Genomic DNA, 14,436 nt, shown 5'->3' with positions numbered 1-14,436 from the left:
TTCTTTACACATTTTTATTTTCTAATTGTGTAAACTTTTTTCCGTACAAGTCAAACATGCAATAGAGGACCGGCGTTTATCCGTTATTGATTCAAATATTCTTAAATACGATCCTTTCTAACTTTCAACTCTTAACTTTCAACATTCAACTATCTTAGGGGGCTTATTGTATTAAAATATAGTTGACGCTTAGCTTTGTTGCCGATTGGCTGAAATATAAAATTAATGCCTTTGTTATACCTTGACAATATTGTTTAAAGTTCTTTGCAGGCGAAAAATAAATAAGACTGTGTAAAATTAAAAAAGAGAAGGATGAAAAGAAAGTACTTGGCTTTTGCGGTGCCTGCTTTGTTCTTTGGTGTTGCCGGCATACATCCGTTGTTTGCTTCGCCTCTGGATGCAAAAGGATCGATCGAACGTATGGTTGTCAGCCAGCAAGTCGCTGTGGTTAGCGGAGTTGTGTCGGACATGAATGGCGAGCCGATTATTGGAGCGAATGTTGTCGAGAAAGGAACGATCAATGGGACTGTTACGGATATCGATGGTAAGTTCACATTGTCTTTGCAGAATAAGCAGGGACTTATTGTTGTATCTTACATCGGTTTTAATCCGAAAGAATTGCCGGCAAAGACGGGTGAAACGCTGTCTATCCGGCTGGAAGAAGATAGCCAGAATCTGGATGAAGTGGTTGTGGTCGGATATCAGACCATGCGTAAAACAGAATTGACCGGTGCTGTTGCCAGCCTGAAAGCCGGAGAATTGAACCTGACAACACCGAACGTAGGACAGAGTATGGTCGGTAAGGTGGCAGGTGTACAGATTTCGCAGGTGAGCGGGGCCCCTTACAACGGAACGAAGATCCGTGTGCGTGGTACGGCTTCCATTAATGCAAGCTCTGACCCTCTGTATGTGATTGACGGTTATCCTTCCAATGAAGATCTTGTTATAAATCCGGAGGATATCGAGTCTATAGAAGTGCTGAAAGATGCAGCTTCCGCCGCTATCTACGGTTCCCGTGCGGCCGGCGGTGTTGTCTTGATCACGACCAAAAGGGGGAAGACCGGCAAAGCGCGTGTCGACTATAATTTCCAGTTCAGTGTCAACCAGCTGGCAAAGAAGGTCGATATGCTGAATGCGCGTGAATTTGCCGAGCTTCATGTCGAAGGCCATAACAATGCGTATAAGAACCTGTTGCTGAATGCCGGTAAGGAATGGAACGATTCTTATTTCGGCGATACCAACGAGGTGCGTGCCCAACGTCTGGGATCGAGCAACAGTGCTGCCATGATTCCGGAGTTCATGTATAATTTCGCCACACAGGAAATTCTGGATCCGAAATACGATACGGACTGGCAGGACGAGTTGTACAGGAACGCCCCCAGTCACCGTCATTCTGTTTCTGTTTCGGGTGGTAGTGAAAGTATCCGTTACCAGGTGAGTGGCGGTTTCCAGAACCAGGAAGGTATCGTCTTGTCTACCGGCCAGAAAAGAGCGAACTTGCGCAGCAACCTGGATATAGATGTAAACCCGAAGTTGAAGTTGGGAGTGAATTTTTCCATGTCGGCGAATTGGAACCATGAAATCCAGGAAGGCCGCTTTAACCAGGGACCTGTATTGGGCGCACTGGTTTACGCTCCTATATTCCGCTGTTATGATGACAGCGGCAATTTGGTCAAAAATGAAATGGCTTCCTATTCGAGTGCGTATGGTATGCAGCAGATCGAGAACCCGGTGGCGCTGGCTACGGAAACAAAGATTTCGCGGGATGGAATGCGGAATACGTATAATGTGTTCGGTACATACGAATTGGTCAAGAACCTCTTCTTCAAAGCGAACTTGGCCATGTACAATTATAATGAGAAGTATGAATTTTATAAGCCGACCAGCTTGAGCAGCGGAGCCAATCCCCCTTACTCGGACGAAGCTAAGGCCGATGCATATGCCCTTTCCAAAAATACGGGAGTAAGGGATTACCTGGGTGAGTTTACGCTAAGCTATAATAAAAGCTGGAATGATATTCATAACTTCAGTGGCGTAGGCGGTTATTCGTTGCAACAGAACGAAAGAGACATTGTGGAAGTCAAGGCAACCGGTTTTGAGGACGACCATATTAAGGAAGTGACCGGCCATGGGGCGGATGCCAGCAATCTGACGCTGACTAACAATACGTTAAAGTCTATCTGGACAATGGTTTCCTATTTTGCCCGTTTGAATTATAACTTTGCCAATAAATATTATCTGACGGCTTCTTTTCGTGGAGATGCATCTTCGCTCTTTGGACCTTTGAATCGATGGGGATATTTCCCGTCTGTATCCGGTGCTTATACGATCTCGAACGAATCTTTTTATAAAGACAGGCTGGGCAGTTCTTCTTCTTTGAAGTTGAGGGCAAGCTGGGGTATGAGCGGAAATAACGATATCGGGAATTATAACTTCTTACAGGTGATGAGTTCGCCGACGGGCGTCGTGATGGGGAATGGCTCTGTCAATTCGGCGATGTATCCGGGAGCATTTAAGGACCAGGCTTTGGGATGGGAGTCGACTTCGCAGTTTAACGCCGGTTTCGACTGGTCTTTCATGAACAACCGCTGGTCATTGTCTGCCAACTACTACCTGAGTTATACGCGTGATCTGCTGTTTGAACAGCCTGTTTCCGCCATTTCGGGTACGACTTCCATGTTGACAAACCTTCCGGATTCCAAAATCCGTAACCAGGGTGTTGATATCCAGGTGGATGGACGTATCCTTGCCGGAAAGGATTATGAGCTGAAGCTAAGCGGCAATATCTCGGTAAACCGTAACAAGGTGATGGATTTGGGCGGTGGCAATACGATTATTACCAATGGTGCGGAACGTTCCTATAAGACACATATCACAGAAGAGGGACAGCCGATCGGTATGTTCTATGGTTTCAAGGTGGCCGGCATGGTGCGCGAATCGGATATGGCGAATATCGCGGAAGACGATAAATATTATAACAGTTCTACCAAATCTTTCCCGGAAGGCTATGTCCTGAAAGGTCCGGCCCGCTCTTTGTCCCAGACAACGGCTTTAGCTCCCGGCGACATTTATTTCGAAGATGTGAACGGAGACGGGGTTGTGGATGATGACGACAAACAGATTATCGGTTCACCGCATCCGAAGTTCACGTATGGTTTCAACTTGAGCGGGCGCTACAAGGATTTCGACCTGGCAGCATCGTTTAACGGCTCTTATGGCAACAAGGTGTTGGACGGGCAGGACTATTATATCTTCAATATGGAAGGTTCCGGCAACCAGTATAAAGTGGTGACCGAGCGTTACCGGAATGAGGCAAACCCCGGCAATGGATGGATCTATCGTTCTTCACGTGGCGGTACGCAGAGCAACAGTACCCGTCTGTCTACGTTCTACCTGCAGGATGGTTCGTTCTTCCGTTGCACGAATATAACGCTTGGCTATACAGTTCCCGGCATCGCACGTTTTGCGAATGGGTATATTAGTAATATCCGTTTGTATGTCGCTGTGGATAATCCGTTTACCATTACAAAATATAGAGGGTATAATCCGGAGGTGGATTATAATGACGGTTCAAACCTGACGCCGGGTGTGGATTATGGTAAATATCCCCTGGTACGTGCCTACAATGCAGGTATCCAGTTATCTTTTTAATTGTAAAAAATAAGTAGAATGAAAAAGAATATTATAATATCGACGGCATTGGCAGCCATGCTTTTATCCTTTTCTTCGTGCGAAGGTTTCCTGACACAGGAAAACCCGAACAAGATCGCTGCCGAATCTTATTTCCAGACGGAAAATGATGCAGAACGGGCCTTGAATGGCGTTTATCTGGCTTTAAGGAGCAACAACTGCCTGGGAGAAGGGAGTACTATGTTCACGGAAGAGCGTTCGGACAATATGGGACGTCTGGATAACCAGTCCAGCTCAGGTGAGCCTTTCCAGTTTACCGATTTCTCCTTGTTGTCCAGTAATACCTATTTGAAGAACCATTGGGTGGCGATGTTTACGGCAGTAACCCGCAGTAATTTCCTGCTGACTTATATAGATGAGGTAGCCTTTGAAGATGAGGCGGTCCGCACGAGATATAAGGCAGAAGCCAAATTTGTTCGCGCCTTAGTCTATTTTCATCTGGTACGCAAATGGGGAGACGTGCCTTTGGTCACGACCTACTTGACGACAACGGAGGAGATCAATGCCAATACGTTCCGTGAAAAGAAAGAAACGGTGTATGCTCAAATCGTGCAGGACCTGAAAGATGCGTTGAACAGCGACCTGCCGGATATCCAGCCGGAGTCGGGGAAGGGAAGGGCTTGTAAAGCCGCTGTCAGCGGATTGTTAGGACAGGTCTACCTGACGATGGCGACGACCTTGTCCGATGGAAACAAAGATTCGTATCTTCAGCAGGCGAAGAGCTATCTGGAGATGTGTTACGGCATGCGTAAGTTCGGTTCACTGAGCGAAATCCCGTACGAGGATGTGTTTGATGTGTCCAAAAAGTCGACCTGCCCGGAGATTATCTTCCAGATTGTGTACAAACAGGGGGATAAGGATTATTACTCCTCCATCGCTGCCAACAACCAGGCAAAAGGCGAAACGATAAACTCCCAGAAGAAATCGACCGGTGCCGGTAATTATGTGAATACGGATATCGTAAAGGAGTATGAAGAAACGGATTTTCGTAAAGAATGGTCGGTGAAATATGCGGATGATGCGGTTGCCAAGTCCTATTTTATCACGAAATTCCGGGATGTCAGCGATGCTGCCGGGACGTTGGGATATGGTGGTAATGATTGGATATTGATGCGTTATGCCGATGTTGTTCTGATGCTGGCGGAAGTCAATATGTATCTGGGGGACGAAACGGCGGCTATCGGTTATCTGGATGAGGTGCGTGCACGTGCCGGAATGCCGGGTTATGCGGCAATGCAAAGTAATGCCGCTTATAAGACCTTATGCCCGACTCTCAAACTGGCAATCCTCCATGAACGCCGGGTTGAACTGGCATTCGAGAACCATCGCTGGTTCGACTTGCTTCGCTTCTTTACGGCGAACGAGTTGGTTACTTACATCCATAATAAGAAACAGGATGATTATGGCATCTCCAATATAAAGAATTTCGGTACGAAGGATATCTATTACCCGATTCCTTTCGACGAGTATAAGTTGAATCCGGAATTAATGTATCAGAATCCGGGATATTGATCGGACATTGAAAATAAGCAGATGAAATGTTTAGGAGGGCGTGTCAAAAGTAAGTTCTAATATTTTGATACGCCCTCTTCAAGCGTTACTTGTATAGTCCTTCCCGTGACAACAGGTGGTCCAGGTTGGCAACGCCCAATGTTACGATCGCCATCACCGTAGCAGCCTGTTCTTGGTATTCCGGGATGCTCTTGCTGTAGGTGTCGCGTTCGGTATGCCAGATCTCGCCGTAGCTGAAGTTATAGCCTTTGATATCCTGTTCATTGAAGTCGATGGTGGGGACTGCTTCTATTGCAAAGACGGAAGCATCCGTGCCTCCCGGTTGTGTCGGCTTGGTGAAAGGGCCGGCTTCTTTTACTTCGAACGGATAGTCGGGGCGGATTTTCTTGATAGGCTCGCAAATCTTGATGAAATCTTTATACATGGCCTTCGGAACGTCGATACCTACCGGAGGTGTCGGACCGCCGTCGCGGTTGAAGAGGTTGGAGATTTTGTCTAACTTATCCTTATTCGCTTTCACCCAGGCTGTAGAACCGAGCAGGCCGAATTCTTCACCGGCAAAGGCGCAGAACAGCATCGTCCGTTTAGGCTTTGCGCCGGATTTCATAATCATACGGGCAGCTTCCATAACCGGGGTTACGCCGGAACCGCAATCAACACCGCCTGTCGCCACGTCGAACGCATCCAGATGGCCGCTTGCCATGACATATTCGTTCGGATATTTAGTGCCTTTGATCTTTCCGATTACATTATGATATTTCACCGGGCCCATCCGGAAATGGTTGCGGATGTCGAATTCGAGGAAGAAGGTGCGGCGTTCCTTGACCATCTGCTTGATGGTGGCATACTGATGTTCGTCGAGCTTGATGTCACAAACAGTCGGCAGGTTGTCGAACGTGAAAGTCGGATCGTGCATGACTGCTTTATCGTAGAGCGCACGCAGCGGAACTGATGCCGACTGGATAAAGCCTAACGCGCCGGCTTCACACATCTCTTTGTAGAACAGTGCCGGCACATCTTCTTTCATGGGAAGGAGCGGGGTGTTCGTGTTGTTGCGCCAGTTGTCTTCCATGATCTGACGGTTCTTTTTGGCAACCTCGTTATTCTCGGCAATGATGGCGGCACGAATGGAATCGCCCTTGGCGGAACGGTCGACAGGCCAGCCGACGTTCTTGCCGTTAATCAAGACCCATGCGCCTTTGAGTTGCCCTTTTATACGGTCGAACTCGCTTTGCGTAAGCGGTTCCTGCACGACGTGTCCGCGCTGTACGCCCTTGGTTCCGGCCGTGTAGGAAGGAGTGACGAAATGCAGTTCCATCCCGTTTTCGCCTAAAAGTTTGCCGAACCAGGGACCGCGGTTGAAGCCCACCGGCAGTGTACCGGCTTCCTGCAGTTCGACTTCCAATCCCCATTCTTTGAATTTCGAGGCGACCCAGTCGACGGCATTGTCATAGGCGTTCGAACCGATCACACGTCCTCCGATGCGGTTGGTCAATACGTCCAGATGGTCCATCACCTGATTATCTGTTTGTCCGATTTCAATGATTTTGTTGACGGCCGCTTCCTGTGCCGGAACAGAATTGACAGCCATGCATGCCATAGCCGCCCAAATAAGTAACGCTCTTTTCATCTTTGTGTGTTTTTATAGTGATGCAAATTAAGAGATAAAAAGCACGTGTTCCAAATAGATTTTAAGGAAATATCATATAAACGTAACAGGTTCATATAGAAATAACAGAAATAAATAAGTATCTTTGTAAACAAAATCCCGGGCAAGTGAAGTTGTTTCGCAATTCTATATTGAAGTACCTGTTGGTAGTGCTCTTTATCAGTTACTACACAGGAGGTATTGCCTTCACTCACGTCCATCATTTCCCTACCTATACGATTATTCACTCGCATCCGTACCTGCCCGGCCAGGACGGCCAGCCTTTGCATGAGCATAGTTCGGCTGCGTTTGAAACGATCAATCTGCTGAACGATATTATATTGGAAGAGATGCCGGTCCTTGCGTTCAGCATTGCGTGGGTGCTTCTTGCAACATTTCTACTACAAAACATTTATAACTCTGTTTTCCGGATTATCCGCCACAGAAACCTGCGTGCCCCTCCTGTATTCATATAATAAAAAGGTATAGAGAAGAAGATTTATAATCAAACGCAATAATTACTTACATTATATGAAACGAATATTTTTACTGTTGCTCCCGGCAATGGTATTTAGCTCCTGTCATTCAAACCGGCAGGACGATGAGGCGGCTATTGCCGTGACATTAAAAGGAGATACGATACAGATCGGTGCGAACTCGCCGATCCTGTCCCGCCTGAAAACAGAAAAGGTGACGAGCGAACCCTATAGTATGGAGTTTAGTACATCCGGTGTGGTGAAAGCTATTCCGGCGAACTATGCGGAGATCGCTTCGCCGTTTGCCGGGCGTATCAGCAAGTCTTTTGTCCGTCTGGGGCAGAAGGTCGTGCCGGGCAGCCCTATATTTGAGATCAGTTCCCCGACATTCTTTGAAACGGGAAAAGACTATTACCAGGCCAAGCAGGAAATGGAACTGGCGTTGAAGAGCCTGAAGCGCGAAAAAGACCTGCTGCAAAATAAAGTCGGCGTCCAGAAAGAGTTGGAAGAGGCCGAAGTGAATTACGAACTGAAAAAGAAAGACTACGAAAATGCGGAAGCAGCCCTGAAGGTGTTCCAGATCAATCCCGACGAATTGGTGTTAGGACAGCCGCTTGTAGTCCGTTCGCCGATCGCCGGCGAGGTGGTCAAGGACAACATCGTCATCGGACAGTACATGAAAGAAGATGCCGATCCGGTTGCAGTGATTGCCGACTTGAATAAAGTATGGGTCGTTGCTCACGTGAAGGAAAAGGATATGCGGCTGGTACAGGCACTCAACGACGTGGAGATACGCCTGGTCGGAGCGCCGGAGCGACCGTTTACGGGAAAGATCTATCATATCAGTGAGATGCTGGACGAAGACACCCGTTCGGTGGAAGTGTTGATCGAATGCGATAACAGTGAGCGGCTGATGAAACCGGCCATGTATGGCATGGTCAAGCTGAGTGACAAGGCGGCCGAAGTGGTCCGTATCCCGACTTCCGCAATCTTGCAGGAGGAAGACGCCAACTACGTGCTGGTGGCATTGGGCGGTAATAACTACCGGAAACAGAAGGTCGAGACAGGCGTCAGCAAGGATGAGAAGACGGTTATCCTGTCCGGATTGGTTCCCGGCGACGAGATTGTGACTGCCGGAGCTTTTTACTTAATAGACGTACGGTAAGGCGCTATGAAAAGGATCATTTATCTGGCGATACATCGGCGAGGCCTGATGTTCGTCCTGTTCCTGTTTCTGGCGGTTGTCGGTTATTATTCGTGGACGAAGTTAGCGATAGACGCCTATCCTGATATTGCCGATACGACGGTGCAGGTCGTCACCCAGGTGCCGGGACTGGCTGCCGAGGAGATAGAACAGCAGATTAGTATCCCGATTGAACGTGCCATGAACGGGATGCCGGGATTGAATGTAATGCGTAGTAAGAATACGTTCGGCCTCTCGACCGTCGTATTGGTTTTCGATGACGGGATAGAGGACTACTGGGCGCGCCAGCGTGTGCAGGAGCGTCTGGTCGATGTGGAACTGCCATACGACGCTGTGCCGGGGCTGAATCCGCTGACCTCGCCGACGGGCGAGATTTTCCGTTATGTGCTGGAAAGTGACCGCCTGGACCGCCGCGAGTTGACTGACTTGCATAAATGGGTGATTATTCCGCGCCTGAAACAGGTGACCGGCGTTGCCGATGTCAGTAACTATGGTGGTATTACGACCCAGTATCAGATCGAAGTGGACCCGCACAAGCTGGATCAATACGACGTCACGTTAGGTGATATCACCGAGAAGATCGAAAAGAACAATGTGAATGCCGGCGGCAGTATGCTGAGCCGGGGTAACTTGAGTTATGTGATCCGTGGAATCGGGTTGGTGAAGGACTTGGATGATCTGGGGCGGATCGTGATTAAGACGGTGAACGGCGTGCCGGTCTACCTGAACGACCTCGGACGCCTGAAATATGGAAACCTGGAGCGTAAAGGCGTGTTAGGTTTCATGGATGGTACGCTCGATATATCCGACGGTGTGGAAGGCATTGTCCAGATGTTGCGCGGCGAAAACCCGTCGCAGGTGCTGGAAGGCGTGCATGCCGCTGTCGAGGAACTGAATAATGAGACGTTGCCCGAAGGAACCCGCATCCATGTGTTTATGGACCGGACGGACTTGGTGAATACGACTTTGCATACCGTCTCGCATACGCTTTTCGAAGGGATGGTGCTGGTTATCCTGGTGCTGATCCTCTTTTTAGGGAACTGGCGCGGGGCGTTACTGGTGGCTTTGACCATCCCGTTATCCCTGTTGATCGCTTTTATCCTGATGCATCTGACCGATATTCCGGCGAACCTGTTGTCGTTAGGAGCGATTGACTTCGGTATCCTGGTGGACGGGGCGATCGTGATGATGGAAACGGTGCTGAAGAAGCGCGAACGGCATCCGGACGAAGTGTTGACGGAGGATTCGATCCTGCGCCGTACGACGGAAGTGGCACGGCCTATTTTCTTCTCCACCTTGATTATTATCACGGCTTATCTTCCGCTTTTCGCCTTTGAACATATCGAGCGGAAGCTGTTTACACCGATGGCCTATACGGTCGGATATGCATTGTTGGGCGCTTTATGTGTGGCTTTGCTGTTGATTCCGGGACTGGCATTCTATGCCTACCGCAAGCCGCGCAAGCAGTATCATAACCGCTGGTTGGAAAAGTTGTCGGATATCTATAACAGGCAGATTACGGCTTTAATGGAAAAGCCGAAGCAAGTGTTGTTGCCGTTGGCCCTGATCCTGGTCGGTGCCGGTATTCTAAGTTATACTGTCGGGAAAGACTTCCTGCCGCCGTTGGACGAAGGGGCGATCTGGGTTCAGGTGCAGCTGCCTCCGGGAATCTCGATCGAGAAATCGAAGGAGATGGGAGCCGAGTTGCGCAAGACACTGAAGCAGTTCGAAGAAGTGTCGTATGTCATGACGCAGGTAGGCCGTGACGACGAGGGGGCGGAAGCGTTCTCCCTGTCGCATATAGAAGTCGGTGTCGGTCTGAAACCCTACAGCACCTGGAAGTATGGGAAGACAAAGGCAGACCTGATCGAGGAAATGTCTGAGAAGCTCTCTACCATGCCGGGCTACTCTGTCGGTTTCTCACAGCCGATCATCGACATGGTGATGGACCAGATTGCTGGTGCGCACAGTGACCTGGCGCTGAAAATCTATGGAGACGACATAATCGAAACACGCCATATCGCCGATAAGGTGGCCAATGTTCTGAAGGCGATCCCGGGAGCGGCCGATGTGGCCGTGGATCAGGAACCGCCTCTTCCGCAGCTCCAGATTATTGCCGACCGCGAACGTATCGCGCAATATGGGCTGAACGTCTCGGATGTGGCAGACCTGATCGAGCTGGCGATCGGAGGGAAGGCAATCTCCCAAATCTTTGTCGGTAGTAAGAGCTACGATGTGATCTGTCGCTTCGACGACGCCAGCCGTAACTCTCCCGAACGGATCGGAAACCTGTTGCTGACGACGGATGCCGGAACGAAGATCCCGCTTTCGCAGGTGGCCGCTATCAAGATGACGACCGGTGCGAGCACGATTACCCGCGAGATGAACAAGCGTCACCTGACTGTCCGCGTCAACCTGCGTGGCGTCGACCTGACGGCTTTCCTGAATAAGGCGAACAAGATAATCGACCGGGATGTGAAGTACGATCATGAACAAGTGCATCTGAAATGGGCCGGACAGTTCGAGAACCAGCATCGTGCCTATAACCGTCTGGCGGCTGTCGTGCCGTTGGCGTTGGGGATCATGCTGTTGCTGCTGTTTGCCGCTTGTGGCAAGTTCCGGCAGGCAGCCTTGATGATGTGTGTGGTTCCGCTGGCGCTGTTTGGCGGTATGCTGGCGCTGAATGTGCGGGGTATGACGCTGAATGTGTCGTCCGCAGTCGGCTTCATCGCCCTGATCGGTGTCGCGATCCAGAACGGGGTGATTATGATCTCGCATATCAATAACCTGCGTACCCGAGGACGCGATTTCAAGGAATCGGTTATTACCGGAACGAAGCACCGTTTCCGCCCGATCCTGATGACGGCGACGGTTGCCGTGCTCGGATTGCTTCCGGCATCCCTCAGTACCGGTATCGGTTCGGATGTGCAGCGTCCGTTAGCAACGGTGATTGTGTATGGTCTGCTGTTTGCGACAATCATCACCCTGTATGTGCTTCCGGCTCTCTATTATATGGTAGAAAAACATTACCTCGACAAAGAACCCCTCCGCGAAGTGGATAAAAGCATCGGTAGCGGGGAGTCGTTGTTATGAGTTCATCGTCAACGGCGATGTGGTAACATAAGAGTGACCGATGTGGTAATATCGTCGTGTGCGATGCGGTAACATCCGATGCCCGGAGCAAAGACCGCTCTTTTCTTTTTTGCTATTGTTGAATATTAAAGAATAAACAGACAAATGAAACTATACATATCTATCGCCTGCCTGTGTGCAACGCTGACAGCCTCAGCCCAGCAGATCATCCCTCTTTCCTATCGCCAGTATATGGAAAAGGTGGCGGAAGGGAATCTGGAATATGCTGCCGAACGGCTCAACGTGAATGTCGCTGAAGCGGAGGTGACGGCAGCCAAAGTGTTTAATGATCCCAATCTGGCCGTCTCTTATTATAATAACGAGAATAACAACCTTCAGATGGGAGAAGGTGTGGAAGTCGAATTGAGCAAGACCTTCAGTTTCGGCAAGCGTGGTGCGGGGATCGCCCTTGCCCGCAGCGAAAGCGAACTGACGAAGGCGTTGCTTGCCGACTATTTTCGTAACCTGCGTGCCGAAGCGACCGTTTCCTATTTGGAAGCCTTGAAGCAATACGAACTGTACAAGGTAAAAGAGAATGCCTACGAGACGATCCGGCAGCTTGCCGAAAGCGACAGTGTACGCTATCGGTTGGGGAAAATCATGGAGATCGATGCTACACAGAGCCGCTTGGAAGCCGGAATCCTGCATAACGAACTGCTACAGGCCGATGCTGAGTTGCAGAATGCTTTCTCCAATCTGAACCTCCTGACCGGTACGCTTGCCCACGATACCCTTTTCCAGCCGGAAGCCGTCCTGCGCATATCGCCGCGCGAGTTTGTGATGGCCGATCTGCTTTCGAATGCGGTCGAGAACCGGGCCGATCTGGTTGCCGCGCTCAAAAATAAGGAAGTCGCTTCCCGTGCCTTGAAAGTGGCCCGGCGCGACCGGAATACGGATGTGGATCTTTCCATCGCTGTCAGCCGCAATGCCCGGGTGCATAACGAAGAAGCGCCTGCTCCTCCCTTTACCGGGGTGACGGCAGGTGTTGCCATCCCCTTGAAGTTTTCCAATTTCAACAAGGGGACAGTCCGTGCCGCCCGCTTCCGCGAGCAACAGGCCGAGACGCAATACCAGCAGGCTTTATTGCAGGTGCAGACAGAGGTGATGCAGGCTTATCGCAGCTACCAGTCTTTCTCCAAACAGGTGGAGCATTACGAGAATGGTATGCTTAGCCAGGCGCGTGAAGTGATAGACGGGAAAATCTACAGCTACAACCGGGGTGAAGTCTCACTCCTGGAAGTCCTGGATGCGCAACGGACGTATGACGACGTGCAAGCCCAATACATCGAAACGTTGTTTAACCACAGCACCGCTTTGGTTGAGTTGGAGAAGAGCGCCGGGGTTTGGGATGTAGAACTATAGAGGCGGCTTGGGTGCTTCGCTTTGATCAATATGGATGACCTTTCGTGCTTCCGAAGTCGTAAACAGGAAGTTGAAGCGTACGACGTTCGAGAGGGAAGCCAAAAGATCAAGCCAAAAGTGATACATTCATTTTCTCAAGAGCCTTTTACTTAACCACCTCCTTACCGGTTCGTCGTAAAGTTTCAGGCAGAGGTAAGCTAAAATGATACTACCTGCGTAGACTGCTATTGCCATGGGCCAGATTTCGGCGAAGGTGTAGAGTTCGTTGTCTATCAGCCAGGCGTAGAACAGGTACATGATCGGGTAGTGGACGGCGTAGAGAGGATAGGAGATGTCACCTAAGAATTTGCAAACCTGTGTGGAACGTTTGTCCGTTGTCCTGCCCGAAGCGCCCAACCAGACAAGGACCGGAAAAACAAGGATGATGCAGATCGCTTCGAAAAGTCCGTTGAGGCTGAAAGGAACTTCTGCTTTCAGGTAAGGTACACAGAAAAGAAGGAGCAGGACGGCCGAGCAGATCCAGAAAGCGCCTCTCATCTTGAACGGTTTGAAGGTGCGGGATAACAACATTCCCAACGAGAAGGGGAAAAGCATACGCAAGGAACCGCCGAGGAAATTCACACCGTCAAGCGTCCAGCCCACACCGATCATGTCATATCCCGAAACATCGAAAAGGGTGAATCCCGCCAACCCTGCGCCTAACAGGACGACGAGCACGGTCAGGGCTTTGGTGGAAAGGCGGTGGATGAAGAGGGCGTAAAGGATGTTGCCGATATATTCGAAAAAGAGCGACCAGCTCGGGCCGTTGAGCGGAAACATCTCGCCGTTGCCACGCACCTCATATCTCGCACCGGGCAGGGCGGGGATGAAAAACATCGCGCAGAGTGCGGACAACATCACGGCCGAGACCGCCACGTGCTTGCCGTCCCACTGGACGGAGCCTTGTATGAAGAAGGCTATCGCCCCTAAAATCACTCCCATGATGATCATCGGATGAAGACGGATCAGGCGTCGCTTGAAAAAGTTTCCGGTCGTCATCGTTTTCCCCAGGCGGTCGTCGTAGGCGTAACCGATGACGAAGCCGGAGAGGATGAAGAAAAAGTCGACAGCTAAGTAGCCGTGGTTGATGGTTGTAATCGGAGTCCCTCCGGCGGCAAAGGAAAGGCCCTCGAAGATGTGGTAGAAGACAACCAGCAGGGCTGCCACTCCACGCAAGCCGTCGAGGAGTTCGTAATGGGGTTTGCTATCTGCAAAGGCGGCTGAAGGGATTACTGTTTCTGACATGGATGTTGATTTTGAATTAGATATTACAAACAGAGGGGGGCATCAAAACAGGGGATGTGTCAAAAGTCCTATTTAGGCTCACCCGATATTTCTTGGGGGGGTAGTTCTTTTACATTTTCCTTACAATG

Annotated in this window: 8 protein-coding genes; 6 read left to right on the top strand and 2 right to left on the bottom strand. The window is 50.0% G+C overall.

The features are described from left to right. The first annotated feature begins 312 nt into the window (after window positions 1–312). The gene (locus DWW90_RS19960; RefSeq protein WP_233547849.1) at window positions 313–3,651 is read left to right on the top strand and encodes a TonB-dependent receptor; all 3,339 of its coding nucleotides are present in this window, start codon (window positions 313–315) and stop codon (window positions 3,649–3,651) included. An 18-nt stretch (window positions 3,652–3,669) separates the two neighbouring features. Further along, on the top strand, window positions 3,670–5,202 hold the full coding sequence (locus tag DWW90_RS19955; RefSeq protein ID WP_233547847.1) for a RagB/SusD family nutrient uptake outer membrane protein: 1,533 nt from the start codon (window positions 3,670–3,672) through the stop codon (window positions 5,200–5,202). Between the two features lie 85 nt (window positions 5,203–5,287). Here the strand turns inward: DWW90_RS19955 and DWW90_RS19950 are convergent, their stop codons facing one another. Beyond that, window positions 5,288–6,832 carry a M28 family metallopeptidase gene (locus tag DWW90_RS19950; protein ID WP_122346237.1) on the bottom strand — a complete coding sequence of 515 codons (1,545 nt, stop codon included), beginning with the start codon at window positions 6,830–6,832 and terminating at the stop codon, window positions 5,288–5,290. 146 nt (window positions 6,833–6,978) lie between these two features. On the opposite strand from DWW90_RS19950, the gene DWW90_RS19945 reads away from it, so the two are divergent. The 4 genes from DWW90_RS19945 (at window position 6,979) to DWW90_RS19930 (ending at window position 13,024) form a co-directional block, all read left to right on the top strand. After that, complete coding sequence (locus DWW90_RS19945; protein WP_122346236.1) at window positions 6,979–7,326, top strand: hypothetical protein; 348 nt, start codon at window positions 6,979–6,981, stop codon at window positions 7,324–7,326. 55 nt (window positions 7,327–7,381) lie between these two features. After that, window positions 7,382–8,491, top strand: a complete 1,110-nt coding sequence (locus DWW90_RS19940; protein ID WP_122346235.1) for an efflux RND transporter periplasmic adaptor subunit — start codon at window positions 7,382–7,384, stop codon at window positions 8,489–8,491. A gap of 6 nt (window positions 8,492–8,497) precedes the next feature. Then, window positions 8,498–11,623, top strand: coding sequence for an efflux RND transporter permease subunit (locus DWW90_RS19935; RefSeq protein ID WP_122346234.1), 3,126 nt, complete (start codon window positions 8,498–8,500; stop codon window positions 11,621–11,623). 144 nt (window positions 11,624–11,767) lie between these two features. Further along, window positions 11,768–13,024, top strand: a complete 1,257-nt coding sequence (locus DWW90_RS19930; protein WP_122346233.1) for a TolC family protein — start codon at window positions 11,768–11,770, stop codon at window positions 13,022–13,024. A gap of 126 nt (window positions 13,025–13,150) precedes the next feature. Here DWW90_RS19930 and DWW90_RS19925 read toward each other — a convergent pair whose 3' ends face one another. Beyond that, window positions 13,151–14,308 (bottom strand): acyltransferase, encoded by a 1,158-nt coding sequence (locus DWW90_RS19925; RefSeq protein WP_122346232.1) that lies wholly within the window; start codon window positions 14,306–14,308, stop codon window positions 13,151–13,153. Window positions 14,309–14,436: the final 128 nt, after the last annotated feature.

It is taken from the genome of Parabacteroides sp. AF17-28, assembly GCF_003479205.1.
In the GTDB taxonomy this organism is placed as follows: domain Bacteria; phylum Bacteroidota; class Bacteroidia; order Bacteroidales; family Tannerellaceae; genus Parabacteroides; species Parabacteroides acidifaciens.
This window is presented reverse-complemented; position numbering and strand designations above follow the sequence as displayed.